27 protein-coding genes, 1 tRNA gene, 1 rRNA gene and 1 pseudogene are annotated in these 26,617 nt (G+C 40.9%); 16 read left to right on the top strand and 14 right to left on the bottom strand.

The features are described 5' to 3' along the window. Nucleotides 1–4 precede the first annotated feature (4 nt). Nucleotides 5–118 (top strand): 5S ribosomal RNA (gene rrf / locus BO225_RS00715). 69 nt (nucleotides 119–187) lie between these two features. Here rrf and BO225_RS00710 read toward each other — a convergent pair. The 4 genes from BO225_RS00710 to BO225_RS00695 are packed head-to-tail and all read right to left on the bottom strand — an operon-like array spanning nucleotide 188 to nucleotide 1,925. Further along, entirely contained in the window at nucleotides 188–610 is a 423-nt protein-coding gene (locus BO225_RS00710; RefSeq protein ID WP_076340380.1) for a hypothetical protein, read from the bottom strand. Further along, nucleotides 607–1,110 carry a hypothetical protein gene (locus BO225_RS00705; RefSeq protein ID WP_083632022.1) on the bottom strand — a complete coding sequence of 168 codons (504 nt, stop codon included), beginning with the start codon at nucleotides 1,108–1,110 and terminating at the stop codon, nucleotides 607–609. The genes BO225_RS00710 and BO225_RS00705 overlap by 4 nt, the downstream gene beginning before the upstream one ends. Next, nucleotides 1,101–1,583 carry an S-ribosylhomocysteine lyase gene (locus tag BO225_RS00700; RefSeq protein WP_076340379.1) on the bottom strand — a complete coding sequence of 161 codons (483 nt, stop codon included), beginning with the start codon at nucleotides 1,581–1,583 and terminating at the stop codon, nucleotides 1,101–1,103. Before BO225_RS00700 ends, BO225_RS00705 begins: the two co-directional genes overlap by 10 nt. Nucleotides 1,584–1,592: 9 nt before the next feature. Then, the gene (locus BO225_RS00695) at nucleotides 1,593–1,925 is read right to left on the bottom strand and encodes an acylphosphatase (protein ID WP_076340378.1); all 333 of its coding nucleotides are present in this window, start codon (nucleotides 1,923–1,925) and stop codon (nucleotides 1,593–1,595) included. A gap of 165 nt (nucleotides 1,926–2,090) precedes the next feature. On the opposite strand from BO225_RS00695, the gene BO225_RS00690 reads away from it, so the two are divergent. Together BO225_RS00690 and BO225_RS00685 are read left to right on the top strand one after the other, a co-directional pair. Continuing rightward, nucleotides 2,091–2,606, top strand: a complete 516-nt coding sequence (locus BO225_RS00690; protein WP_076340377.1) for an LURP-one-related/scramblase family protein — start codon at nucleotides 2,091–2,093, stop codon at nucleotides 2,604–2,606. Between the two features lie 169 nt (nucleotides 2,607–2,775). Further along, nucleotides 2,776–5,001, top strand: a complete 2,226-nt coding sequence (locus BO225_RS00685) for a glycoside hydrolase family 2 protein (RefSeq protein ID WP_076340376.1) — start codon at nucleotides 2,776–2,778, stop codon at nucleotides 4,999–5,001. A 263-nt stretch (nucleotides 5,002–5,264) separates the two neighbouring features. On the opposite strand, the gene BO225_RS00680 is transcribed toward BO225_RS00685, so the two are convergent. The 3 genes from BO225_RS00680 to BO225_RS12245 all read right to left on the bottom strand — a co-directional run bounded on the left by BO225_RS00680 (nucleotide 5,265) and on the right by BO225_RS12245 (nucleotide 6,264). After that, a complete protein-coding gene (locus tag BO225_RS00680) occupies nucleotides 5,265–5,471 on the bottom strand; it encodes an SIS domain-containing protein (RefSeq protein ID WP_076340375.1) in 207 nt (68 codons plus the stop codon). A gap of 24 nt (nucleotides 5,472–5,495) precedes the next feature. Continuing rightward, the gene (locus BO225_RS00675; protein WP_076340374.1) at nucleotides 5,496–5,897 is read right to left on the bottom strand and encodes an MATE family efflux transporter; all 402 of its coding nucleotides are present in this window, start codon (nucleotides 5,895–5,897) and stop codon (nucleotides 5,496–5,498) included. Nucleotides 5,898–6,105: 208 nt separating this feature from the next. Further along, nucleotides 6,106–6,264 carry a hypothetical protein gene (locus BO225_RS12245; RefSeq protein WP_158023763.1) on the bottom strand — a complete coding sequence of 53 codons (159 nt, stop codon included), beginning with the start codon at nucleotides 6,262–6,264 and terminating at the stop codon, nucleotides 6,106–6,108. Nucleotides 6,265–6,454: 190 nt separating this feature from the next. On the opposite strand from BO225_RS12245, the gene BO225_RS00670 reads away from it, so the two are divergent. The 3 genes from BO225_RS00670 to BO225_RS00660 are packed head-to-tail and all read left to right on the top strand — an operon-like array spanning nucleotide 6,455 to nucleotide 8,908. Beyond that, nucleotides 6,455–6,919, top strand: coding sequence for an RNA polymerase sigma factor (locus BO225_RS00670; RefSeq protein ID WP_076340373.1), 465 nt, complete (start codon nucleotides 6,455–6,457; stop codon nucleotides 6,917–6,919). Continuing rightward, nucleotides 6,912–8,123: a zf-HC2 domain-containing protein gene (locus tag BO225_RS00665; protein WP_076340372.1), complete on the top strand. Its 1,212-nt coding sequence runs from the start codon at nucleotides 6,912–6,914 to the stop codon at nucleotides 8,121–8,123. The genes BO225_RS00670 and BO225_RS00665 overlap by 8 nt, the downstream gene beginning before the upstream one ends. Beyond that, nucleotides 8,120–8,908 (top strand): hypothetical protein, encoded by a 789-nt coding sequence (locus tag BO225_RS00660; RefSeq protein WP_076340371.1) that lies wholly within the window; start codon nucleotides 8,120–8,122, stop codon nucleotides 8,906–8,908. The genes BO225_RS00665 and BO225_RS00660 overlap by 4 nt, the downstream gene beginning before the upstream one ends. Nucleotides 8,909–9,044: 136 nt before the next feature. Here the strand turns inward: BO225_RS00660 and BO225_RS13040 are convergent, their stop codons facing one another. Continuing rightward, nucleotides 9,045–9,206 carry a TOBE domain-containing protein gene (locus BO225_RS13040; protein ID WP_276911915.1) on the bottom strand — a complete coding sequence of 54 codons (162 nt, stop codon included), beginning with the start codon at nucleotides 9,204–9,206 and terminating at the stop codon, nucleotides 9,045–9,047. 78 nt (nucleotides 9,207–9,284) lie between these two features. On the opposite strand from BO225_RS13040, the gene BO225_RS00650 reads away from it, so the two are divergent. The 4 genes and pseudogenes from BO225_RS00650 (at nucleotide 9,285) to BO225_RS12470 (ending at nucleotide 11,719) form a co-directional block, all read left to right on the top strand. Then, nucleotides 9,285–9,512 (top strand): helix-turn-helix domain-containing protein, encoded by a 228-nt coding sequence (locus BO225_RS00650; RefSeq protein WP_269843887.1) that lies wholly within the window; start codon nucleotides 9,285–9,287, stop codon nucleotides 9,510–9,512. A gap of 89 nt (nucleotides 9,513–9,601) precedes the next feature. Next, the gene (locus BO225_RS12480) at nucleotides 9,602–10,477 is read left to right on the top strand and encodes a glycoside hydrolase family 36 N-terminal domain-containing protein (RefSeq protein WP_198936070.1); all 876 of its coding nucleotides are present in this window, start codon (nucleotides 9,602–9,604) and stop codon (nucleotides 10,475–10,477) included. Nucleotides 10,478–10,552: 75 nt separating this feature from the next. Beyond that, nucleotides 10,553–11,479 (top strand): annotated as a pseudogene (locus tag BO225_RS12475) (alpha-galactosidase); the annotation flags it as partial. Continuing rightward, nucleotides 11,477–11,719, top strand: coding sequence for a GH36 C-terminal domain-containing protein (locus tag BO225_RS12470; RefSeq protein WP_233120257.1), 243 nt, complete (start codon nucleotides 11,477–11,479; stop codon nucleotides 11,717–11,719). The pseudogene BO225_RS12475 and the gene BO225_RS12470, both read left to right, overlap by 3 nt. A gap of 158 nt (nucleotides 11,720–11,877) precedes the next feature. Here BO225_RS12470 and BO225_RS00640 read toward each other — a convergent pair. After that, nucleotides 11,878–11,965 (bottom strand) — tRNA-Ser (locus BO225_RS00640). A 39-nt stretch (nucleotides 11,966–12,004) separates the two neighbouring features. After that, nucleotides 12,005–13,837, bottom strand: a complete 1,833-nt coding sequence (locus BO225_RS00635; RefSeq protein ID WP_076340369.1) for a YgiQ family radical SAM protein — start codon at nucleotides 13,835–13,837, stop codon at nucleotides 12,005–12,007. Nucleotides 13,838–14,049: 212 nt separating this feature from the next. Here BO225_RS00635 and BO225_RS00630 point away from each other — a divergent pair, with 212 nt between their 5' ends. From BO225_RS00630 to abc-f, 4 genes are all read left to right on the top strand, one after another. After that, complete coding sequence (locus tag BO225_RS00630; RefSeq protein WP_076340368.1) at nucleotides 14,050–16,581, top strand: MSCRAMM family protein; 2,532 nt, start codon at nucleotides 14,050–14,052, stop codon at nucleotides 16,579–16,581. A 111-nt stretch (nucleotides 16,582–16,692) separates the two neighbouring features. Next, entirely contained in the window at nucleotides 16,693–17,238 is a 546-nt protein-coding gene (gene epsC, locus BO225_RS00625) for a serine O-acetyltransferase EpsC (RefSeq protein WP_076340367.1), read from the top strand. A 1-nt stretch (nucleotide 17,239) separates the two neighbouring features. Continuing rightward, complete coding sequence (locus BO225_RS00620) at nucleotides 17,240–18,481, top strand: tetratricopeptide repeat protein (protein ID WP_076340366.1); 1,242 nt, start codon at nucleotides 17,240–17,242, stop codon at nucleotides 18,479–18,481. Nucleotides 18,482–19,306: 825 nt separating this feature from the next. Continuing rightward, the gene (gene abc-f / locus BO225_RS00615; RefSeq protein ID WP_076340365.1) at nucleotides 19,307–20,770 is read left to right on the top strand and encodes a ribosomal protection-like ABC-F family protein; all 1,464 of its coding nucleotides are present in this window, start codon (nucleotides 19,307–19,309) and stop codon (nucleotides 20,768–20,770) included. A gap of 9 nt (nucleotides 20,771–20,779) precedes the next feature. On the opposite strand, the gene BO225_RS00610 is transcribed toward abc-f, so the two are convergent. The 4 genes from BO225_RS00610 to celB form a co-directional block, all read right to left on the bottom strand. Next, on the bottom strand, nucleotides 20,780–21,346 hold the full coding sequence (locus tag BO225_RS00610) for a hypothetical protein (protein ID WP_076340364.1): 567 nt from the start codon (nucleotides 21,344–21,346) through the stop codon (nucleotides 20,780–20,782). After that, nucleotides 21,347–21,826 carry a pyridoxamine 5'-phosphate oxidase family protein gene (locus tag BO225_RS00605; protein ID WP_076340363.1) on the bottom strand — a complete coding sequence of 160 codons (480 nt, stop codon included), beginning with the start codon at nucleotides 21,824–21,826 and terminating at the stop codon, nucleotides 21,347–21,349. A gap of 125 nt (nucleotides 21,827–21,951) precedes the next feature. Continuing rightward, complete coding sequence (locus tag BO225_RS00600) at nucleotides 21,952–22,857, bottom strand: ROK family protein (protein WP_076340362.1); 906 nt, start codon at nucleotides 22,855–22,857, stop codon at nucleotides 21,952–21,954. A 1-nt stretch (nucleotide 22,858) separates the two neighbouring features. Then, nucleotides 22,859–24,160, bottom strand: coding sequence for a PTS cellobiose transporter subunit IIC (gene celB / locus BO225_RS00595; protein ID WP_076340361.1), 1,302 nt, complete (start codon nucleotides 24,158–24,160; stop codon nucleotides 22,859–22,861). A gap of 254 nt (nucleotides 24,161–24,414) precedes the next feature. Between celB and BO225_RS00590 the strand changes: the two genes are divergently transcribed. Then, entirely contained in the window at nucleotides 24,415–25,383 is a 969-nt protein-coding gene (locus BO225_RS00590) for an FHA domain-containing protein (protein ID WP_076340360.1), read from the top strand. After that, complete coding sequence (locus BO225_RS00585) at nucleotides 25,370–26,608, top strand: protein kinase domain-containing protein (protein ID WP_076340359.1); 1,239 nt, start codon at nucleotides 25,370–25,372, stop codon at nucleotides 26,606–26,608. The genes BO225_RS00590 and BO225_RS00585 overlap by 14 nt, the downstream gene beginning before the upstream one ends. Nucleotides 26,609–26,617: the final 9 nt, after the last annotated feature.

Raw genomic sequence — 26,617 nt, 5'->3', positions numbered from 1 at the left:
AAGATCCGGTGGTGACAGAGAAGTGGAAATACCTGTTCCCGTCCCGAACACAGAAGTCAAGCACTCCATCGCCGAAGGTAGTTGGCTTAGCGCCTGCAAGAATAGGACGCTGCCGGTTCTAGAGAAGACCAGAAAGTGTATGCTTTCTGGTCTTTTTTTTGTAAATAAAAAAAGAAGGGATAACCTTCTAAAATGATTGGATTCGTTTAAATATAAATTTATCTTGGTCTTTGAGAGGAATATCGTCCATGACAGGACAAGCTCCTTGTTCTTTGCAAGTAGGATTTGTGTTGGATTCATATATGAGCCAAGGTCCTTTATCCATATCTTGATCCATGCCTTTGATCGATTGAAGGATCGTTCCATACGATCCCGATTCAAGCTTGGCTTCGAGCTCTTTTTCAGTTTCTAAAAACTCTTTTAATGTTTTAGAGTTCGTAGAATACGATTGAGATAAAATTGTTTTGGCTGGTTCTGCCGTTTCATCGACAACTTGAATATGAATTTGTTTCGCACTCGGATCAGAAGGTATATTCCCAAGTTTTGAAATCAAGAGGATCCCAACGACCAATAAAAGAGCGATCAAAGCAAATAGCCATTTCTTTTTCATAACGATTCCTTTCTGATTTGGATCAATATCCGCTTTACAGGATCAAATAAAAATAAAAACTCTAAAAAAGTGATCAATGATTGAATGATAGATGTTTTAAGACCTAAAAGAATATAAGCGATCGTGATCGTTTTACTGAAAAAGAGAAATGGGAGCTCCATCAATTGTCCCATCAAAAACGATAAAAACATTCCATAAAAAGCGATCCTTAGCGGATGATTCTCTAGTATATTTTTGAATACATAAGTAATCAATGCGTATAGTGGATAGATGCATAAATACATCACATTCCAAGGAAGCAGTCCATTCAGTAAGATTTGAAGCATTCCAAAAAGAAGAGCTCCATAAACGACTGTATAGATCGGAAATGAAAGCGAGAATACGACCAATGTGAATGTGAGCATTTCCACGTATAAGATATTCGAAAATAAAACAAACAGAAGATAAAGAATCGAGCCAATGAATGCCGAATAGATCACTTCTCTAGTTTTTATTCGCAATGTGGATACTCCAATTCCGAATCTGTTGCGTTTTTCAAAACTTCGAGATAACGGGCAGCAACCCATTTTGCCATTGGCAGATTCATATCTAAATAATTCCCGCAGTCTTTTGGGCTCGCCCCAGGAACTTCATCTTCAAATTCCTTGATCCACTCAAACATAGCGATCAAAGATGAAAGCATCTCCTTGGATGAATGCGTTCCCGAAACAAGCAAATAAAATCCAGTTCGGCATCCCATTGGACCAAAATAAATCGTCTTATCTTTCCAAAAGGGATCGTTTCGCAAATAGGTGGCTCCTAAATGTTCAAGAGTATGGATCTCAGCTGTATTCATGACCGGCTCATCGTTTGGGGAAGTCATTCTCAAATCAAACGTTGTGATATTCATTCCATCGAATCGATCATTTCTAGAAACATAAAAACCAGGTTTCAAGGCAATATGATCGATCGTAAAACTTGCTATCTTTTCCATAATTTCTCCTTAATAGTTCAGCATTTCAAAAGGTCCATTGTCTTGTAGAGGAATCTGCTGGGTGTCGATCCGCTCTATCTGGATCCTAGGAATCTGCTGCATCTGCTCAAGGAGCGTATCGATCTTTTTGATGTTTCCTTGCAGATTCGCATCGACACTGCCATCTAAATTATTTCTCACCCAACCGCTTAAGCGCATTTCATTCGCTCTCCTCCACATTTCCACTCGAAAGCCGACCCCTTGGACAATTCCTGTAAAATGAACGGCTATGCGAACATCATCTGGCTTTGGCTTCTCATATTGGATCGGTTGATTTTGTTTTTTTCGATTCCAAAACATCATGCTTTATCACCTTCTTTATCGTATTTATCTTAACATATTCATCTAGAAAAGCGTGGAACATAAATTGAAATATTCAATTTTATCATTAAATATATTGCAAGGCTTTTGTTTTTCAAATCACCAATAAAGGATTATAATATCATTAAATAAGATAGGAGTTTATATATGCAAATATTGTACATCGCTCAAAAAATGTTTTCTCTATTCGGAAAATTTGATGTCAAAAACCAAAATGGAAATCTTGCTTATCGTGTGATTGGAAAACCCTCTCTCACAAAAACGTTAAAAATCGAGAACGCCAAAGGGAAGCCAATCGGTTCGATCCATAAAAAAATGATCGCATTGCTTCCAACTTTCGAAATGTTTGAAGATGGAAAGAAAATTGGAGAAATCCGCAAAGAAGTCTCTTTGTTTCGTCCAAAACTGAGCGTCAGCTATGAAGGGTGGAAAGTCGAAGGCGATTTTTTCAATTGGAATTATGTCGTGAAAAACGATAAAGGACAAACGATCGCAAAGATCGATAAAGAACTTTGGCATATGACAGATCATTATGCGATCCATTACGAAGATGATCAAGATTCGCTCGTACTTTTGATGATCGTTCTTGCGATCGACGCGATCCGAGAAGAAGAAAGTGCTGTGACAACAAATGCAGCAAATGCTTCGAGCAATAACCAATAATAACAAAAAAAGCCGCGAATATCGGCTTTTTTTAATGAAAATTGCTAAAATTATATTTAATTTAATCTAAAATAAGTGAAATTGTAGAATGTAACCGATTACATATATTTTTACGTTTGGCAGTGCTATAATTCCGATAGGTCAAACAGATCCAGAAAGAGGTAATTAAATGCGTCAAATTATAAATATCAATAAAGATTGGGCGTTCTCTAAGCTCGATGGGAACAATCAAGTCAAACAAATCAATGTACCACATACATGGAATGCCATCGATGGAACAGATGGTGGCAACGATTATTGGAGAGGACAATCAAGCTACCGCAAACTTTTAGATGTCCCTGCTCTTGATGAAAACGAAGAACTTTATTTAGAAGTGAACGGAGCGAATTCAACATCAAAAGTTGTATTGAATGGCAAAGAATTAGCTGAACATAAGGGCGGATATTCCACCTATCGTGTCAATTTAACAGAAGAGCTGAAAAACGGCAACTCTCTTGAGATCTTAGTCGACAATACACCAAACAACGAAGTGTACCCACAACAAGCAGACTTCACATTCTATGGTGGATTGTATCGTAATGTGAATTTGATCAAAGTCAATAAAGCTCATTTTGCGCTTAATTATTATGGAGGAACTGGAATCGCTTTAACTCCAGTTGTTCTTGAAGATGGTAAAGGCGAACTTCAAGTCGCTGCTTATACGCAAAATGCGCAAAATGGCGATACAGTAACGGTTTGCGTTAAAGACGCAAAAGGAAATACGGTCGCATGTCAAACAGGCACGATTCAAAATAATCAGGTATCGTTCAATATCCCGATGGAAAACATTTATCTTTGGGATGGTGTAGAAGATCCATATCTTTATACTGCTGATGCGACACTATCAAGAGGAGAAGACAAACTGGATGAACTCACGATCCGCGTTGGATTCCGTACATTCGAGATCGATCCAGAAAAAGGCTTTATCTTAAATGGACATCCTTATCAATTGATCGGTACGGCTCGTCACCAAGATTGGGAAAATCTCGGAAATGCGCTTGAAGACCAGCATCATGAAACCGATATGGCGATCCTGAAGGAAATGGGAGCCAATACGATCCGTGGAGCGCACTATCAGCACGATCAAAAATGGTATGATCTTGCCGATGAAAATGGATTGATCATGTGGGCTGAAATTCCATATATCTCTAGCCATATGGCGAATGAAGCAGCCAACGAAAATACAAAAGAACAAATGCGTGAACTCGTGATCCAAAACTACAATCACCCTTCGATCTTTGTATGGGGACTTTCAAACGAGATCACGATCGCAGGAGAAAGCGAAGACTTATTGAAAAACCATCAAGAACTCAATGATCTTGTCCATGAGCTCGATCCAACTCGTAAAACCGTGATGGCACATGTAAGTATGCTTCGTACAGATTCTCCATTAGTAGCTCTTCCAGATGCGACAAGCTACAACCATTACTTTGGATGGTATACAGGAAAGATCGAAGACAACGATGCTTGGTTCGATGATTTCCACGCTAAGTATCCAAATATTCCGATCGGAATCTCAGAATTTGGAGCAGACGCCAATCCAAAATACCATTCAGAAAAACCAGGTCGTGGCGACTATACAGAAGACTATCAAGCCATCTATCATGAACATATGCTGAAGATGGTCACAGAACGTCCTTGGATATGGGCAATGCATGTATGGAATGGATTTGACTTCGCTGCCGACGCGAGAAATGAAGGCGGTATTCCAGGAAGAAACCAAAAAGGACTTGTTTCTTTCGATCGAAAGACGAAAAAAGACTCATTCTATATCTACAAAGCATACTTGTCAAAAGAACCATTCGTATATTTGACGAAAAAACGGTATATCGATCGCGAACAGCCAGTGACTGAAGTCAAAGTGTATACGAATGAGCCAGAAGTGACTTTGTACGTAGACGGAAAAGACATGGGAACACAAAAAGCAGTTGATCACATTTGTCGTTGGAATGTAGAAATTTCTGGTGAACATGAAATCAAAGCTGTAGGATCGAATGAATACATCGCAGATACAATGAAGATCCGCAAAGTGGAAGAAAAGAATCCAGATTACATTGTGGTGGGTGGAAGCGTCCACAACTGGTTCAATGATGGCGTAGAAAAAGAAGGCTATCTATCGATCATGGACTCTTTCGGTGAAATCTTTAGCGTTCCAGAAGCAGCCGCTCTATTAAAGCCAGTATTAGAAGGCATGGGCTCTCTTTTAGGAGAAAGACCAGAAGGAGAAGAAGCCACAGATATGATGGAAATGATGATGGGATTCCCAGTTGAGACGGCGTTAAGAATGTCAAAAGCGCTCTCGAAAGAACAAATCATCGACTTGAACAATAAACTGAACCAAATCAAAAAAGCATAAGTATTTAAAAAGGAAGCCATAAAGTGCTTCCTTTTTTACGATTCATCTTTATCTTCTTTAAGCAAGCTGATTGAAGAAAAACGGCCACGCTCGATCTTGGAAGAGCGTTCGATCTTTGTCTCCCAATATTCTTTACAATGCAACGAAAACACTCCCGCAAAAAGAACATCCAACAAATATTCGATCGAAGTATCCGCTGAAAATGTAGCGATCTTGGAATAAAGCTTTTCCCGGGTACAGAGATGAAGGACAATGTCGCTTGCTTATGATACCATATTGTCGCCAATATTCGTGATCCCGAGAATCGGGATCTTTTTTTGTTTTAAAGAAGCGATCACCTCTTTATAAATCGGTGTTTCTCCAGAATATGAGACAATGATCGCGCATGCGTCTTCTGGAAGGGAGTCTGCCATATAGACGAATTCTCCTTGCAAATTAACGGTTTCCACGATCTTTCTGATCCTTCGCATATCCTTGCACTGTGATATAGTCGTTCATGCCCACCGCAAGCTGAATAAAAAGTGTTCCCAAAATATAGATCGAAATATAGTCAAACGCGTAGGAAGGGTAGCTTCGCTAGCCCCTAATACCAATAAGATCTCCTTTTTAAAAATGGAAACGATCAAGGTCAACATGCATGAAGTCCCAATCAATGAGATGAATGTCGTTACTAAATAATGTTCCGCCTTTTGATACTTCTCTTCTTCCATTACGATCGTGGCTAAAGGCGCTCCCCCACGTCCAAATAAATTCGTAAAGGCTGTGATGATCGTTACGATAGGAGCGCATAATCCAACCCTGGCCATCGCCAGCATTCCATCGCTCATTGGACCAATAAAGATACGGTCCACCAAATTATAAAGAAGAGTGACGAGCTGCGCGAAAATCGCCGGCAAAGCAAGATGAAATAATAGTTTTGAAACAGGTTGTGTTCATAATGCGTTCGTTTCCATAATGATCTCCCTTCATATCTTGCATACATTATGTAGACTCGATTGAAAAACAGGAATAGTTTCTGTAGAATTTAAAATTCCATTCGCAAAAGGCGAACTTGAGCGAACACAAAATTAAAATGAAATAAAAAAGGACTTGAATTATTCATCTTCAAGTCCACATAGTTTTAAGATTGCGGGGAATGCGAACGCTTTGATCGGGCTTTTCGCTGTGTTTGAGTAAGTGGGAACACTCCATATATATATATATATCCCTTGAGCGCGATGCGATATAGCGCTGCATGATTTCTTGCTGTTTGATTTTTTTCATTGTTCTTTCCTCCTCTTGATGGCTTTATTCTACAAGATCCATTGAGAAATTCATCAAAACAAAAGCGTGTTTGAAATATCATTCATGCGATTTTATTTCATAACACTTCTTTTGCGAATGAAATAAAAATATTAAAATAATTGTAACGAATAGGGCCTTTTCAACATAAATGAGTGAAAGGAGAAAGAAGATGGAATCATTCGAACACGTTTATAAGCAATACGCCCAGTTCATCTACAAATTTTTGCTTTCGAACTGTCATGATGAATCGATCGCTCAAGAGCTGACGCAAGAAACGTTTTATCAAGCGTATCGCTCTTTAAAATCATACGATGGATCTTGTCAAGTCTCTACATGGCTTTGCTCCATCGCTAAACGATTGTATGCCGCCTATCTTCGCAAGCATCCATCTACGATTGATCTAGATGATTCCATGATCGCCAGCGCTCAAGTCGATCCAGTCGATAAAATCCGCTTGCTCAAAGCGATCCGTAAGCTGAGCGAAGCACAAAAGGAAGTCATTTATTTGCGGATGTATGGAGATCTAAGCTTCGCTCAAATCGGAGAAGTCATGGAACATTCTGAAAACTGGTCACGAGTGACTTTTTATCGCGCTAAAGAAAAACTGAGAAAGGAGATGGAAAACGATGGATGAACAAACGACACACGACATTATACTCGATCTTTTGCCAAGCTATATTGAAGGATTGACCCATGAAAGAACAAACGAATGGATCCAAGATCATTTACGAACTTGTCCACAATGTGATAGGGCCTATAAAAACATGAAGACAGACAATGCGATCACGAAAGCACCAAGTCGCCAAATTGATTATTTAAAAACGATCCGAATAAAAACCACCCGAAATTTAGTGATTACCATCATCGCGACCTGCTTGGTTATCGGAAGCTTATTCGCCATCAAAACGTATGGGATCGGCTCTATGATCCCGCCAAAGGATTTGATCAACACGATCACCTATAACCAAGGAACAATCAAGCTCTACAGTCAAGATCTCAAAGAAGGAGAAGGAATCGGACGCATTCGCTGGAAAAAAGAACAAAATATTTTGAAAGCGACTTTATTTGAAACCCCAAACGGGGAGAAAAACTTTCAAGCTTCTTTTGAAGCCGACGATATCGATCAAGTATGGATCAACGGACTCATAGAATGGGACCAAGGCCATCCTATAAAAAAATCGATCGCTCGTCTTTACAATATGCGTTCAAAAAGCGGTAGCGATCAAAACGATGTGAAGCGACTCATCACATACGGAACATCGATCGCATCGTGTACGACACGATTCAAGAACGGTGTGTTGTTTGTGGATATAGAATCTCTCGATCCAGAAAACGACCTACAAAGCTTTGATCCATCTTTAACGATTTCTCGACTCTCGATGCGTCTTTTAGCTCTTGTTCAAGATGTAAAGGAAATTCGATGGAGTTATGAAGGGGATGATCTAGGAATATTCAAGAAAAGCGATTTTGATTCGATTAAAGAAGCTTATTTACATCCGATCATTCTTCAAAACTGGATGGAAAAAGAAGCTTCGTCGACATCGAGCGCGACGATCATTTTGAATTATAAAGATCTAAGAGACGCTCAATTCACCGAATTCATCATCTGGCATGAAGGAAAGAAAGTGTATATGAATGGAATGCCTAACGCTCCTCTGTCTTCCTTGCAGACAAATTTGAATGAAGGAGAATATGAAGCAGAAGTCAAAGTCAAACTCGATGGAAACACTCTTAAATCAGGACTCATTCGTTTTAAATACTCAAACAAGTGGCAGCCGATCGAATTCGTGATCGAAAAAGAAAAAGACGGTCTGAATGTGGAGGTGATCCAATCATGAAAAATTTAATCAAGCTAGGATTCATCGGACTGCTGATGTTCACTATGGTCGGCTGTCATAGCCAAAAGAAAGAAGATCCTTCGATTTATCCCGTAATGAAAGAAGCTTTCGAGTATCAACAAGAAACAGGGGCGGAAGGTTGTTATCAAACGGTCGCGATCCACGATGGGCACGCACTCACCTTTTATAACGATATCTGGAAATCCGAGGGGATCCAATACGACTTGAACGATTGTTTAAGAACAGACCCAGTAGAGATTCGAGTTCAAAGCGTAACGGCGATTGATGGAGAGCAAGGAATCGTGATGAATCTCAAAAAAGAAGAGGAGCAGTATATTGACGATGGTTACACTTCTATGCCAATTGTATTTGTTATAAACAACCCGTTCTCCAGCACTCTTTCGACTATTTTTCAAAGAGATGTGAAAGGAGAAATCATTGGCCTTGATCCCAATTACAGTTATGAACGAGAAGGACAGGTGATTAAGGTGACTTTAAAAGATCCAAACGAAAAAAGTGAACAAATTCTCGAGTCTTATGATCAAGGATTGAACGACGTCGTGGATATTCAGATCCAATTCAATGAAATGTATTTTACGCTCGACCAGCAAAACAGACTCGTCTCCATTCGAAGCGTGACCAAGCAAACGACAATATATGGTGATAATGTCGTCCGATTCGATCAAGAGATCACGATCACAAAAGAAAATTCGATCCTTACGCAAGCGCAAAAGAAACAAATCGAAGCCCTCGTGCAAGACGTATTCCAACACTCGATAGAGTAAATAGAAAGAACTGTGTCCAAATTTAATGGATTACAGTTCTTTTTTCTATTCACATCTCTAGAATATTCAATCCCGTTTCCGCATCGAAAACATGGAGCATATCTAGATCTGGAACGAGAAAGAGCTCTTGATCGGTTTACGCTCGCACATCGCCAGGTAAAGCCGCCACGACCTTCGCACCGTTTTTCATAGTAATATAAATGTTTGTCGTACTGCCGAGCATTTCTGCTACATCCACTCGTCCTGTTAGCTTATTTTTGTCTTCCTTGGTTCCAACACGCAAATTTTCAGGACGAATACCAATTTTAAGCGTTCTTCCATTTTGAAAGCCTTGTTGATCGAGGGTCTTTTTAAGAGAATCGGAAGCTTCAAACTAGTGACTGGAAAGGCTCCTATGCAGTTTTTATTACAGTATCGTATGACCAAGGCGGCCGGTATGTTGCAAGTGAGCGATATGAAGATCGCCGAGATCTTGCAAGAAGTCGGCTATGAGAATCAGCTTCATTTTTCTCGTGCTTTTAAATCCCTTTTTAATAAGTCACCCAAACAATATCGTCAAGAAATGCGTTGGAAAAAACCAACTGAAATTGAAATGAGTAAGTAAAAAAAACAAAAAAATTTACTAAATCTAGTTGACATTTAAAACTCATTCGAATAAAACATGGAATTAATCAAACAGAAAGAAGATTAAAAATGTCAATACAAGTACGAGATCAAGTGTTTTCGCTGACGACAAACGGTTCTCTCTATCAAATGAAAGTCGATCAGTATGGGATATTGAACCATACATGGTATGGGCCAAATACAGAAATGGATATGAGTTATATCGAAGATTATCCAGAAATCAGCTTTTCTGCCAATTTATGGGATACGGAAAAAAGCCGAATGTACTCTCTGAACGATTGTCTTCTTGAGTATCCATGCGGCGGGATCTCGGATTTTCGCGAACCGGCTTTGTTACTGAGAGTTCCGGATGGTTCTTCTTCGCTCGATCTGCGCTATTATTCCTATGAGATTCTCGATGGAAAATATACGATCGAAAAGCTGCCCGCCTCGTTTGATCGTGACCAAAAGACACAATCCTTAAAGATCACGTTCAAGGATACTGTATATGACATCTTTGTATATTGGCTCTATGGGATCTTCGAGGAAGAAAATGTAATCACCCGTTCGGTCACGATACGCAATATGACGCCTTTTGAAATTCAAGTAAAAAAGGCCGTGAGCGCAAGTCTCGATTTACCAGAAAGCGATTACGAAGTGATCCACTTTCATGGAAGACATGCCATGGAACGACTTACAGAGCGCACGTCTTTGAGCCATGGAACATTTTCTATCGGATCTAGACGTGGTCAATCTTCTCATCAGCACAATCCAGGAATTATCCTTGCGAAAAAGAACACGAACGAAACAAGCGGAGAAGCGTATGGAATGCTTCTTGTCTATTCGGGCGGTTTTGAAGCCGATATAGAAAAAGATCAACTGGATCAGATTCGTGCGACGATCGGACTTCGTAGCGAGAACTTTCGCTGGCAGTTGAAACCAGGTGAGCATTTGTGCGCGCCATAAGCGATCTTGTCCTATTCAGAAAAAGGATTAGGTGTTTTAAGCAATCAATATCACGATTTTATCCGTTCTCATTAGATCCGCTCTTCTTTTGTTCATCAAAAAAAACCAATCTTGATCAACAACTGGGAAGCGACCTATTTCGATTTCAATGGAGAAAAGCTTCTTTCGATCGCGAGAAGCGCGTACGAACTTGGGATCGAGCTGTTCGTTTTGGATGATGGATGGTTTGGAGAGCGTCACAATGACGATTCAAGCTTAGGAGACTGGTTCGTCAACGAAGAAAAGCTACAAATGCCGCTAAGACAACTTGTCGAAAAGATCCATGCTTTAGGAATGCAGTTTGGCTTGTGGATCGAGCCAGAAATGGTATCTGAAAACTCGAAGCTCTATCGCGATCATCCCAATTGGGTGCTTCGATCTCCATTGCGAGATCCCGCCCGCAGCCGATATCAGCTCGTTCTTGATATGGCGAATCCAGAAGTGGTCGACTATTTGGAACACATTTTTGCTAAGTTGATCGAGGAAAACGAGATCGATTATATCAAATGGGATATGAATCGTTCGATCAGCGACTTTTACGCTCCTTCGCTTAGTCCAAAAATGCAAAGCGAAATGGCGCATCGTTATATGCTTGGAGTTTACGATCTTGCAGATCGACTAACATCCCGATTTGAAAATATTTTGTTTGAAGGATGCGCAGGCGGAGGGGGACGCTTTGACACGGGAATGTTATACTATTTTCCGCAATATTGGTGTTAAGACGATACAGATGCCCATAATCGTTGTTTTATCCAACACGGGACTAGCTTCTTTTATCCGATCAGCGCGACAGGATCCCATGTCTCGGCGATCCCGAATCATCAAACAGGACGAAATATTTCTCTTTACACAAGAGGGATCGTGGCGATGGCTGGAACATTTGGTTATGAATTGGATCTTTCTGAATTGAGTCCTAAAGAAAAAGAAGAAGTCAAAGAACAAATCAAGGTCTATAAATCGATGCAGGAACTCGTTTTAGAAAGAGATTATTATCGGCTTTCGGATCCGAATCAACAAAATGTCAGCGCATGGTCATTTGTATCGAAAGATGAAAAGAAGATTATCGTGCAAGCGGTCGTTTTCGAACATAGGCCCAACATGAAAAAGCCGCACGTCTTTTTGCAAGGCCTTGATGAGAATCGTTGGTATCGTCGAAAAGAAGATGGCCACCTCTTTATGGGAAAAGCATTGATGCGGGTCTAATCTTACCTGATCAATTAGGAACCGATGAAGCATGTATGATCGAACTCGAACAAATCGATTCAAAGAACCGCGAAGCACAATAGCGGTTCTTTTTTAGAGTGTGCAAAAAGTAAATTTAGGCACAAAAAAAACTCCCTTGCGGGAGATTATTTTTTGAATGGCGGAGAGTAAGAGATTCGAACTCTTGGTAACTTTCGCTACACAGCCTTTCCAAGACTGCACCTTAAGCCGCTCGGACAACTCTCCATACATTATCATGACCATTCAATAATACAAGCAAAAAAACTATTTGTCAATATGCTTTTTGCTTGACTTTTTCTTAGAAACCATGCGAGGAGGATACGTTTTTATCAAGCATTTTGGACCATTTCCGATCAGATCTTCCCGACCAGCCTTGATGAGCGCTTTTTTGACGAGCGCATAGTTTTTTGGATACGAATACTGCATCAAGACACGCTGTTCTAGTTTTTCATGATAGGTTTTGGCAACATAGACTGGCTTTTTTGTTCTTGGATCCATTTCCGTATAATACATGCAAGTCGCTAACGTACCTGGAGTCGGATAAAAGTCTTGGACTTGTTTAGGCGTATGGTGGATCTTCTTCAAATAACAAGCCAGTTCAATCGCGTCTTTCAACGTGCTTCCTGGATGCGAGCTCATCAAATACGGGACAAGAAATTGATTCTTGTTGAATTGTTTGTTTTTTTGATAGAATTTATCGACGAATTTAAAGTACAGCTCTTTTCTTGGTTTCCCCATTTTATCAAGCACTTCCGCGCTTACATGTTCAGGCGCCACTTTCAACTGGCCGCTCACATGATATTGGACGAGGCGGTCGAACATCGTATCGTCTTGATCGTACATCAAATAATCATAACGAATCCCCGAGCGGATAAAGACTTTTTTGATGCCAGGAAGTTCGCGGACGGCATCAAGCATCTCGACATAATGCGAATGGTCGACTTTCATGTTGGGACATTTTCTAGGCCATAAGCACTCTCGTTTCGCGCACGCGCCATATTCTCTTTGTTTATCGCACGCTGGTCTTGAGAAATTGGCGCTTGGCCCTCCGATGTCATGAATATACCCTTTAAAATTCTTCATCTTCGTGATCGTTTTTGCTTCCTCAACGACACTTTCTACACTGCGTGTGGAAATGATCCGGCCTTGATGGCTTGTGATCGCACAAAAGGCACAATTCCCAAAGCAGCCGCGATTGCTCGTGATCGAAAACTGAACTTCTTCGATAGCCGGAATATAAGTGTATTTTGGATGAAAAGTTCTCTCATACGGTAAAGAATACGTAAAATCCATTTCTTCTTGGCTCAAAGGAAGCGGGGGCTGATTGACAACGACATACCATCCATCGTAAGGCTCGATCAGCATTTTCGATTGGATCGCGTCTTGATTTTCATGTTGGATCATAAAACTTTTCGCGTAGGCATATTTATCCGTCTTTACCTCTTCATAAGAAGGTAAAACGATATAATCATCAAAAATCGAGTCAAGCGATTTCGTTTTCCAAGCAGTACCTCGAATATAGACGAGATCTTGGATCTTCATTCCGCTGTTGAGAGCGTCCGCCACCTCGATGATCGTATTCTCGCCCATCCCAAACATCAAAAGATCCGCTTGCGAATCGATCAAGATCGAACGGCGAACCGCGTCGTCCCAATAATCATAATGCGCCAATCGACGAAGGGAGGCTTCGATTCCTCCGATCAAGATATTGGCGTGTGGAAACAATCGACGAACCACTTGCGAATAGACGATCGTCGCTCGATCCGGTCTTTTCCCCATGATCCCTTGATCGGAATAATTGTCTTTATCGCGGCGTCTTCTATTGACCGAATAATGATTGACCATCGAATCAATGTTGCCAGCAGAGATCAAGAAACCAAGGCGCGGCTCTCCAAACTGTAAAAACTCCTCGTCCTTATTCCAATCGGGTTGCGCTAAAATCGCACACGTATACCCGAAAGCTTCCAATGTCCGTGTGATGATTGCGCATCCAAACGAAGGATGATCTACATACGCATCTCCACAAATATATACGAAATCCACCGAATCAAGACCAGCTTGTTTCATCTCTTCATAGCTTGTTGGTAAAAAAGCCATCTCGATACCTCTTTTCTAACTCGTTGCTCTTTATCATACTGAAGCGAGGCGATCGAAACAAGAGGAAAAAGAAGAACACACAAAAAAAGAACCTATGTGAAAGTATGGGAAAAATAAGGGAAATATAAGAAAAATAAAAATTCGGAACCATTCTTTAAAAAAAATTCGTATTCAATACTCGTCGTAATCGACTAGAAGAAGGAGAATGGTTTATGAAAAAACTATTACACATTACATTAGCGATTGTTTCGAGCATGCTCATGACTTTGACAGGAATGATCAGCCCCTTGTTCGCTTCAGGGACGTGGCAAGCCGAATTCTATCCTCTATCCAGCGTGAGTCGAAAATATCCGCTCTATACATTCCAAGGGGATGATAGAAACAACCCTTATATCTCATGGAATGATCCATTATCGTATGTTGGCTATTTCAAAGTTGGCAATGAAGTGCTCTTTTGTTTGGAGCCAGATATTTTGTTTGAGCAATCGATCCTGTATGGTTCTCAAGCCTTCAATGAACAAGCCGACGCCGTCTTATCTCAAAACGTATTTGGATTAGGATATACGCCCGAACAGATCGCGCTGCTTTCCAAGATCCAAAGTGTTGGCTATGGCTATCAAGGCGATTATTCAGAAGCGATGGCTGCCGCTACCCAAATCTGTATGTGGGAAGTCAAACATCCAGGAGAACTCTATGATATTCCTAGCGAAGTTCAAGAGAAAAGAAATCAGATCTTAGAACGGATCAAAGCATTCGATACACCTGTTTCTTTTAGCCAGCAAACTATCACCTTTGCTGGTTATGGAAAAGAAAACGCGATTCGTTTAGAAGACACCAATTCTGTCTTCACTCATTATTTTTCCACTTCGATTCCTGACCATGTTCAAGCCCAACAGGAAGGAAACACGCTGCTCGTGTGGCTTGAAAAAGGCGCTTCAAAAACAGGAACCCTTTCTTATCAAGCATTATATCCATCGAACGAAGTCACCAATTCTAAAAAAGTCTATTTTCAAAACAACAATCAAACGATCGGTTCTTTTGGCAAGATAGACACACCAAGTTTTTCTTTCCATTATCAGCTCGATATCGCTCCGCAAACACAAACAGTCAAAGCCGATACGAGCAAAGAAGGCAATATGAACATTCATCTACAGCTGCTGAAAACGGATTCGGAGACGAAAAAACCGATTCCTAACGTTGAATTCGAATTTTATAAAGACGATGTTTTGATCCATACCGCCTCGACGAACGGGCAAGGAACGATCGAATTCAAGCATCAAGAAAAGCAGACATTCCAATCCGAAACGTATGAAGAAAACTATTTAGTCAATTTTGATGCGTACGATGAAGCCAGCCAAAATGAATGGCTTGCGCAAGGGTTTCATAGAAATGAAGCGGATGCAAAAGCGATGGCTCAAAAAAAAGCCGAACAAGATGTAAACGCGAAAGTTCAAGCGTACGAATCAAGTCATCATATCTATAAGGCAAGAGAAGTCAAGAGCGGCAAAGATTATTATTTGGATCCAGAAAAAAACTGGATCGTCAAAGAACAGACGGGAAGTGGAACGATCGAATTCGAAATGAGCAATCAAGCGATTCGTGGCCAGATCGAAATCCAAAAACAAGGAGAAGTTCTCGTCGATCATGAAACGATCCAAGAAGAAGTGATCAAGACGAATTTCGAATACGCCCTTAAAGGTCTTGAAGGTGTCGAATTCGAGATCCTCGCTCAAGAGGATATTCTAGATCCAGCCGATCAGTCGATCCTTTATGAAAAAGGACAAGTCGTAGAAAAACTAACTACGGATCATGAAGGAAAAGCGTTCAGCGCAAAGCTTCCGTTGGGAAACTATGTCGTTCATGAAACGAAAACCAAAGACGGTTATGTTTTAGATTCCACAAAGTATCCGATTGAATTGAAGGCGGAAAATAGTGAAACACAGTTGATTGTTCAGAAAGCGAAGCTTGAAAACGAACGTAAAAAAGCAAAGATCAAGATTCAAAAAATCGATGCCGAATCGAAAAAACCTCTCGCGGATTCCTTGTTCGCTCTTTCGAATAAAGAGAAGATCGCTTATGTGAATCCAGAGGGAGAAGAAATCGAGATCGAAGAAAATACAGTGCTAGAAACACAATATAGCGATAAGGAAGGAAATGTTCGGTTTGAAGCGGATCTTCCTTATGGCTCCTATACGATTGAAGAAATAGAAGCGCCACAAGGGTATGTGCGTTTGGAGAAAATGGAAACGATCGAAAAAGAGCAATGGCAAACTGGATCGAATCCATTTGAATATTTGTTTGAAAATGATTTTGAAACGATCAAAGTCCAAGTTCAAAAAGTGGATATGCAAAATCAACCGATCCTTTCTCTTGATTTTGAGTTCGCACTCTATGACGAAGAGGGTGAAATGCTCCAAAACATGGAAGGAGATCCTCAAAATGGAACGGTTCTCTTTACGATCCAGAAGGCAGGCACGTATTCGATCCAAGAAACAAAGGCGCCTAATGGATATGATCGAAGTAAACGAAAGGTGAAGATCGTAGTGGATGAAAAAGGAACAGTTTCGATCGACGATCAAAAACAAGAAAAGCAAGCGATCTATACGTTCGCTTTCCAAAATGAAAAAACTAAAGTCGTAGCCCCTAAAGTGCCTACTTCCATGCGGACTGGATTGTTCGCTAGCCTAGCCGTTTTGGTTACTTCGATTGTATTGATCGTTTGGATCAAGCGCAAATTATCTTAATCCCACGAAGCATATCTATGTATAGATGTGCTTTTTTCAATTAAATATGGGAAAAGACGGGAAGTTGTTGCTTATCTTGCATTTTAGTTGAAAAAAATCTAAAATTGATACATGTCTAAAAGTTCATTGATCGAATATGCAAAATATAACGTAAAGCGGACGATGGAGCTCGACCCTGCTGCTAAATCAAAATTCGAGGTCCTCTTCATCTATCCGCACATTAAAGCTTTGTATCATTATCGAATTGCCAATTGGTTTTGGAGACATGACCATCATACATTTGCTCGGTGGCTGTCGAATCGGGCTCGTCATAAAACGGGCATCGAGATCCATCCAGGAGCGACGATCGGAAAAGGTCTAGTCATCGATCATGGTATGGGGGTAGTGATCGGCGAAACGACGATTATCGGGGATGATTGTCAGCTCTACCATGGAGTGACCTTAGGGGGAAGAGGATCGACAGATTGCAAAAGACACCCAACATTAGAGGATGGAGTCTATGTCGGTTCGGGTGCGAAGATCTTAGGAAATATTACGCTAGGCGCCTACAGCAAAGTTGGAGCGAACGCGGTCGTGCTGAACGATGTTCCCACTTATGCGACAGCGGTCGGATTGCCTGCTAGGAATATTCTCCATAAAGAAAAAGACGAGGAATAGTATGTGGAAATATAAATGTAAAACTCAGTTCTTGATTTTAGTTGCGGCCTTTTGTGTGGGTGTGCTCTTGATGGCATTCACGTTCTCAAATTCAGCGATCACAAGCGCTGGGATCGTACCTCCAGAAGTCCTTTCGTTCATGAAATCGAATATCGTGTTAACGTATGCGATGGGTGGTTTGGTCGTAGCGGGGATCGTCAATGCCGTCTTGATCTCTCAAATGCTCATTCCAATCAGCGCCTGGGCTCCTTATTTGATTTTCATGCTTCTATTTATGATGCCAGATACAATGCTTATGATCAGCACCTTTCTTGTGATCCCGATGATGATCGTCACGCTCTATGGCTGGCTTTCCTTAAGAAGTTCGACTCTCTCTTCCTTGCGGGCAAGAAAGATCAGCAACGACGAGGAGATCGTCCGTATTTATCAGATCCATCATCAGCTGCTTCCAGAATACAAGGAGCTGGCGATCAAGTGCCGCAAGCAGATCGATCGGATCTCTTTGATCTACGCATTAGGGATCGTCGCGATCTTCTGCATCATGTTTTTCATCAACAACATTTGGATCTTGGTCTTGGCGCTTTTGTTTTATATGATGGCGTTCAACGCTCTTCTTCGTTATCGGGCTCAATGCTTTATTCCGATCACGAAGCTCTTGTATGAAAATTGCGATCCTCAAGCTTGCTTTTCCGCGATCGTCTATTATTCGACGAAGCGAAACAAGATCAAATTGACGCAAAAATCATTGTTGGCGCAATGCTTGATCTATATGGATGATCCAGAACTCGCGCAAGATATCTTGATCACGTATCCGCGAAAAGACGCGGCAAGCACTTTGACGTATTGGTCTTTGATGGGATATATCGATTATATGCTCAAAGATGAGGCAGCACTGATTCGATGCAAGGAAGAAGCGAGCAAAGTTCGCATGAATTTTGGCCCAACGGGCGTGATGATCCGTTCTGAAGAGATCGCTTCGATCGAAAACAAGATCCGATTGATGAATGGCGATTTCAATGAATGCAAAAAGTATTATCTCGCTTCTTTGAAGCATTCGCCATTTCCGTTTCAGCAAGTGGACGCATCTTACTATATCGCTTTGATCAGCTTTGTACAGGAAGACTACAACATCGCAAAGATGTATTTTGAAAAAGTGGTTCAGCTTGGCAATACGATGTATTTTGTCAAAAAAGCAGAATCGTATCTTACAAAGATCAACAATCTCAATTTAGATGTCGAATAATATGAAAAGAGTCCTTTCGGACTCTTTTTATGTTTTGGATGAATGAATTCGTCTATCTATTTGACCACATATCGAGTGGTTCTATGCTTCCTATTCATTATGATTTGGACTTATTCTTTTCGCTCGGTCCTGCGTCCATCTTTCCTTTCAGATGTTTTCGCTTGTGATGATCGATCTAGGTTTGACCGTTCATTTCCGCTTGCTGCCATAACCATGTTTTATTTGACCGTTGTTGACATTTCATTTTAACGACTTCTGTGTCGCGAAAGCTTGACGAGATGCATTCGATCCGACATAGATTCTCTATGCTTTAGGATCGTATCTCTTTCGTCTAGCTATTGACTGATCGCTCGAATCGATTGATTTCTTTTGATTTGTTGTAACGAGAGAGCTTTCCCTCATCTTATTCTCAATTTCTTCGAGTCTATTTTGCTCATTTTAACGACTTTTGTGTCCAATTTGCTAGAACGCTTTTTGATCCCGCATAGATCTTCTCTATGTTTAAACCAATTTTTAATACCTTTTCTTTTGGCATCTTCATCTTAACAAGGCATGAAACTAAAAACAAGCAACTGGAAAAAGTGGCTGTTTTAAAGGAATTTTGTGAAAACTTGTCTTTTTGAAAGCAGAAGCATATAATATTCGAGAAAGAGGTGAGAAGATGTTGAATGTTTCTGTTTATACAAACGACTAGAAAACAGAAAACTTCCATCTTTTAATCATGTTTAAACACGGGACCAATTGATCGGTCCATTTTTATCAACGCCAAATCAATCAAGACCGCGGAAGTTTTCTTTGCGGTCTTTTTATTTGGAGGTGAAAACGATGGCGATGATCACATTCAATAAATATACCTTTCAATATGAATCGATTGATGATCCCATACTGGATCATATCTCATTTTCCTTGGATACCCGATGGAAATGCGGCATGATCGGCGCCAATGGCTGCGGAAAGACGACACTTTTGAAGATCCTTGCTCGAGAACTTGAAGGAAGTGGAACATTGATTCAACCTGTATCTGCAGAAATCTTTCCTTGTCAGAGAATAGACCCAGCTTTATTGACGATCGAACTTTTAGAAGAAATTTCTGGTGCTCAAGCATGGCAGATCGAAAAAGAATGCGCGAAGCTCCATCTTAGAAACGATATTCTTTGGCATCCCTTTGAGACTCTTTCGTATGGGGAGAGGATGCGAAGCATGCTAGGTGCTATGTTTTTGAAAGAAGGAGCGTATATCTTGTTAGATGAACCGAGCAACCATTTAGATCTTGAAGGAAAGAAGCTCCTCGCCCAATATCTAAGCTCGAAGGAAGGTTTCTTGCTTGTCAGTCATGATCGAGTGCTGTTGGATGCCTGTATCGATCATTTAGTCGTGATCGATCATGGAATTACGGTTCGACAAGGGAATTATTCAGCTTGGCAAATCGATCACGAACATAAGCTTGCACGTGATCGAGCTGAAAACATCCGTCTACAGAAAGAAATCAAACGACTCTCCTCATCCGCACGCCTAAATAGCGAATGGTCCCATTCTAAAGAAAAAGAAAAGATCGGAGCAGCCGATAAAGGATTTATCGGACATAAAGCAGTCAAGCTCATGAAACGCTCCAAGACGATCGAAGCACGTAAAGAAAAAGCGATCGCTCAAAAACAAAAGCTTCTCAAAAGCGATATCAAGCTTGAACAGCTACAAATTAAAACGATCCCATATAAGCGAGCAAAACTCATCAGCTTCTTGAATGTAAGTGTTCTTTATGATGGTTGGCAAACGAATAAAGTCAGCTTTTCGATCGAGCAAGGAGAACACGTCTTGCTGGCAGGTCCAAACGGGAGCGGCAAAAGCAGCATGCTCAAAGCAATCCTAGGACAAGTGGAATATACAGGCGAATTGGATCTTGCTAGCGGACTCAAAATCTCGTATGTTGCCCAAAGTCTCGAGGAAGTCAAAGGCTCTTTGCGAAACTATATCGAGCAATATGCGATCGATCGAACAAAAATCATGACGTTGCTTAGAAAACTCGGCTTTTCCCGTGAAGAGCTCGCTCACCCACTTCTTGAATTATCCAATGGTCAAAAACGAAAGATCATGCTTGCGCGAAGCCTTTGCGAAGAAGCCCATTTGTATATTTGGGATGAACCTTTGAACGATCTAGATCTGCAGAGTCGGGTGCAAATCGAACAAATGCTTCAAGAAAGTCAGTATACGCTATTATTTGTGGAGCACGATGCGCTCTTTTGTCAAAATATCGCTACAAAACGAGTGGTATTAAAAAATGATCCAGCTTAAAAAGTTCGATCATTTTTTTTTATCCTTCTTGCTTAAATTGAAGAGGGTAAGGCTCAAGATCGCGTTGACGCCAATCGAGAAAATGATTTCGCTCAAACCATTGATCGATCCCGCAAAACAGATCGCTAGAAATCCTAGCGCGAAGATAATGAGCAACGCTTTATAAAGGATCCAAAACGAAGAGGGAAGCCAAGAATATAGGATCGTTTTAAGCCAAGAAAAGATAAATCCCGACACACAAACGATCGCGATCCACACATGCAGATCGTTGATCCAACCTGGCATATCGGCTGAATAGGGAATGAGACAGGAAAGGATCATGCCGATACAAAATAGGGCGTGGAGCCATCGACGATACGGAATCGAATACGCGCTCCAAATAGCGGTTGAAAAGAAATACAATCCGAATACGCTTGAGATGGCCCAAAGCACAAGGTAGAGCGGATGATGAAGGGTCGTTCCAATATAGCTTAAATTCTCATAAGAAACATCGATCCAAAAGAAGACGGGAAGATTGATCAATGGATTGAAAACAAAGCCATATCCTAAGATCCAAGTGTTGTTTTTTAACATCATTCAAACAAGCTCGATCGATTGTTTCCCGCTTATCTTTTCAATATTGAGCTTTAGCATCGTCAGCTGCTTCCAAAACCGATCGATCTCTTGTTGAGTTCTTTCCTCGGTTTCATGGGGAGAATATTTTTTAGAAAGACATTCGATCGCTTTTCTTTTTTCTGCTTCATCTTCGATGATCTCGATTGTTCCAAAGACAATCGCGCTTTTAAAAAAGGTCGTAAATTTTTCCGGAACGATCTTGTCTTGCGCAACTACGCAAAAAGACACTTTTTGATGATATTTGATCGCTTCGATCTTATGTCCAGAAGAGGCGCTGTGAAAATAGATCTCGTTTCCATGGTACACATAGCTGATGGGAAGGGCATACGTATAATCATCCGCATCGAAAAGAGCAAGCACGCCTGAAGTTGCGTTTTCTAAGATCTTGATCGTCTCTTGTTCAGAAAGCTGTTGCCTTGAACGGCGCATTGAATGATACATTTTATTTCCTCCTAAAAAAAACACTCCCGTTTGTCTTCAAAGGCCTTATGACAAACGTGAGCACTACCCGGCGGCAGAATTTTGATTATCGTAACATATCTATTCGCAAAAAAAAAAGCCGAAGACTACGCTTCGACTTTTCTTGACTCTATAAAGTTGGCATAGGCTCCATAGAGTCCTGCATCGTTTAAGAATTTGCAGCGATCGATCTTCATAATATCCAGTAAGTTGAGAGAAAAAGATGGTGTTAAGTATTCGATCCGCTTTTTAACTTCATCGATGAGCTGAGGCTGCATGGAAACAGCTCCACCGATCAAAACGATATCAGGATTGATCGTATAGGCAATGTTGTAGATGCCCATCGCGATCGCATCGAAGAAATCGGAAGTTTTTTGCTTGCACAAAGCATCTCCACGATTGGCGCGATCAAAAACCTCGATCCCGTCGATCTCTTCTTCGAGTTCTTTATTCACGGATTCGACAAGCGCTCTTGTCGACGCGTAGCCAGAAAGGATCTCATCTTCTGGGCGATCCGTTTGAATGCCGTTGATGAACATGAAACCAAATTCTCCAGCCATTTTCGCGTTTCCGGTATAAAGCTTATTGTTGATGATGATACCACCGCCAACACCTGTACCCAACGTCATGCAAACCATGTTCTCATAGCCTTTTCCGTTGCCTAAAGCGTGTTCGGCGATCGTAGCCGAGTTGGCATCGTTTTCGATAGCTGTATCTAATTGGTAATGTTTTTGAAAGTAATCCCGGATATTGAGTCCGTTGAATCCGTCAATGATGTTTCCCGAAATGATCATGCCGGATCGATTATCTACAAAGCCTGGGGAGCTGATGGAAATCCCATCTAGCTCATGAGCTTTTTTGTAGTCTTGAATGATATCGCCCATGCGGCTCAACATGAGCGATCCATTCGTTAAGTCTGTTGCAAATTTTCCTTGATCGATGATCGTTCCATCTTGGATCAAGCCATATTTAATTGCGGTTCCTCCGATATCAAAGCAAACAACTGAGGTCATTTTATTCTGCTTCTTCTTCTAATTTGACGTTTTGACGATCCAAAGCCTTCAAGAATGGGAACCAGCAAATTCCGACCACAACGAGTTCGACTAGCTGGATCACTCCACCCATTACAGAGTTTGTCGCTAGACATCCAGACAAGAAGATCGGCGTCGTCCAAGGAACGGTGATTCCTGTTGTATATGGTACAAGTCCTGAAGACATTGCGAAGTAAACGATGATCACGTTGATGACTGGCGCTACGATCCACGGGATGAAGATCATAGGATTCATTACGATCGGCATACCAAAGATGACGGGTTCGTTGACGTTGAAGATGCCAGCAGGCGCTGCTAAGCGACCAATTTGTTTCAATTGTTGCGACTTACAGAAGAACATCAAGATGATCACGACAGCCAATGTCATACCAGAACCACCAATACCTACAGTGAAGATTTCGATGAATTGCTTTGTTACGATGTTCGGAATTGGAGTTCCTGCTTGGAAAGCTTCCAAGTTTTGAAGTGTCAATGTGTTCCAGATTGGATCGAGCACAGAGTTGACGATGATTTGTCCATGCAAACCAAAGAACCATAAAAGCTGGATACATAAGATCGCTAAGATCGTAGCACCAAGACCTTTTCCCAAATTTGTCAATGGCGCTTGAACGACTTGGTAAATAAAATCATGCACGTTGCCCCAAGGCGTGAATTCAAAACCAATGCGGATCAATAAGAAGACAGTCAATGTCAATACAGCAGGAATCAATGCAGAGAATGATTTCGAAACAGCAGGAGGTACGGAACTAGGCATCTTGATCGTCCAGTTTTTCTCTGTAACCCAGCAATACATGAAGGCGGCAAGATAAGAACCGATCATAGCGACGAACATTCCTCTTGCACCTAAGCGGTCGATATTGAAGACGTTGCTGACAAGAAGCTGCTCACCGCTTTCCAAATCTACATTCATGAACATTGGAGTGACAAGCAAGAAGGCTGCAAGTGCGATCGCGGCTCCAAAAATTGGATCACAATCTTTTGATTTTGAATAATAATACCCAATACCCATGCATAGGAAGACGGCTGCGATACTCATCGTTGCTGTCGAAGCAGGCCCAAGCATCGTATTCAATGTTGCGGCATTCGTTTCTCCGATCAATTGAGATAAGAATGGGAAATTGGCGATGATCAACGTGATCGAACCAAAAATCGTAAGCGGGAACGCAAGCATGAAGGCGTCGCGAAGAATCTCTAAAGGTTTAAAGTTGTTAAGTTTCGCACCGAATTCGATCAAAGGTTCGGTAAAGCGATCCAAATTTTTCATAAATTCTCTCCTTATTCTTTCCTTCCAATGGATCCTAGTTGAAAGGGTATACATTTTTTACGTCTTCATAATATACGAATTCTTTTTATTTGTCTATACATTATATGAAAAAAATATATTTTAATAACATATAAGATATAGATTAATAAATAGGTACGTATGCATAAGACAAAAAAATAAAAAAATTTTAGAAATTGGGACCATTTTTTGAATTTTTGTCGTATTTAATAAGAGGCACATAGAAAGGGGACGTTATGAAAGAACAAATTCTCAAAAAAATTGAACGCGATCAAACACTTTATATTCATCTCAAACAAAAAGAAATGATCGATCCATCGATCCTTGAGAAGATCCGATCCGATGCCTATTGCATCGAGGCGAACCTAGAGGCCAATATTCTCTCTTATTCTTTTCAAAATTTGGTTCCGCTCTCTTATTTTTTGGAGCAATATATTTTTCAAGAAGAGGAAGGCTATTGTTTTTTGATCGATCTATTAGAAAGAGCGATCAATGTCAATCGGAACAAGCCTGTTCTTCTCGATACAGAATCGATCTATGTGTCTTCAAAGGGTACAGAGTTTGGATTTATCGTTTTGCCTTTGCAGCTCGACTGCTGGATGTACCGCCATGATGAATGCAAAGAATTCATCCAAGATCTTGCAAGACGCTATCGAACGAACAGCGCCTATGAAATTAGCGGCTATTTATATCAAAGCCTGCGCCAAAAAGAATTTTCCATCCCCAATGTGATCATTGGCTTGAAGATGCTTCAAAAAAAATACTTTCCAAAGAAGTGGTATCACCTTCAAAAGCGTGAAAGCGGTTTTATCGCTCGCGAAGAAATTGGAACGTATTGTTCTCGAGCGATCGAATTTATAGAAGAAGAAGCTAGAACACCAGAATTCGAACATACTCAAATCCTTTTTCATCCTCAACAAGAGACAAGCGCATATTTGTATGATGGCCAAGATCGATACGAATTAATGTTCGAACAAATGATAGTGGGTAGAGCGATGAGCTGTGAAATACGCCTACAAGAAGCGAGCGTCTCATTAAAACACGCTAAGATCACGAAAACCAACGAACGGTATTATCTTCAAGATCTCAAGTCCGCGAATGGAACGTTTCTTGGCGAGAAGCGCGTTATCCGTAAGATGCGCTTAAAGAATGGAATGAAGATCGTCTTTGGGAACAAGCAGCTTGAATTTCATGAACCGCTATAAAACGAAAGAAATCGTTTGCTTTACGAATTTTTCAAAAGTCGAGATCGTAGAAGATGAAAAAACAGGCAATGAATTGATAAAAAAAACGATGCTCAAAACAGAAGATCCTGTCTTAAGGCATCAATATTTGCAGGAGATCGAAATCTTGTCGAGACTTAGAGGTGTCTATTATCCGCATTTGATCGATGTGATCGAAGAACAAAACACACTTGCGATCATTGAAGAAAAGATCGAAGGCCAGTCGCTCGAAACGTGGCTCGAAAAAAATCCAGCCTATAAAACGCGGATCCGATTTCTTTTAGAATTGCTCGATGCGATCGATTCGTTCCATCAAACAGGGTACTTATATATCGATTGGAAACCCTCCAATGTACTCGTTTTGAATGGAAGTCCTGTACTGATCGATTTCAATGGCTGTATTCCTTCCAAAACTTCTTCCATTTATGTTTTCTCTCAAGAACTTCCCTCCCAATCGAAGGCTTTAAAGTCGATAAAAGACGATCTAGCCTATGCTAGCCCGCTTTTTTATCAAATCGTTCAACGATCCTGGATCAAAAAGCAGTTTACGAGCACCAACGCGATCCGCAAGCGTTATAAACAACGTCGAAATAAAATAAAGATCTTGGCACTGTTCCTTCTTCTGTCTGTCTTGTTTTTTGGACTGTGCCAATTTCAGCCGCGGAATTTGATTGATCAATATATCGCTCAAGGACGTCCGCTCTATCACTGGATCGAAGAAGGAAAGCTCGAACGATCCCTTCTTGAAGAAAAAGAACAAAACTATTTCACAAACGAAGTGATCCGTACAAAAGATCCGCTCCTTTGCCGATATTGGTTGGAAAAAATCGACACCCATTCGATCGATGCCCAAAACGTCTTATTTTTAAAATGGCAGGCAGGGAAAGATGAAGATTTCGAACCCAGTGAACTCTTTCTTCTTTTAAAAGAGCTCGGGCAAGAAGATGATCTCATTCGTTTGATCGAAATATGCATCGAACATCAAATCGTTTTATCAATCGATCAACAAAAAGAACTTGCCCAAAAAATAGAGGTCCATGATCGAGCAATCAAGCGATATATTCAATTGATCTTATTGTACGCGAGCATGGAAAAAGAAACGTATCTACCAGACGCATTTGATAGAATCCAAACGATGGATGAAGAAGGGCGAGAATTGATCGATCTTTGCGATCAGCTCCAGCTCTTTACATCCGAATTTGCATGAAGGAGGTAA

The organism is Dubosiella newyorkensis (assembly GCF_001945605.1).
In the GTDB taxonomy this organism is placed as follows: Bacteria; Bacillota_I; Bacilli_A; order Erysipelotrichales; family Erysipelotrichaceae; genus Dubosiella; species Dubosiella newyorkensis.
Note: the sequence above shows the minus strand (reverse complement) of the source record. Positions and strands in the feature narration are given on the sequence as shown.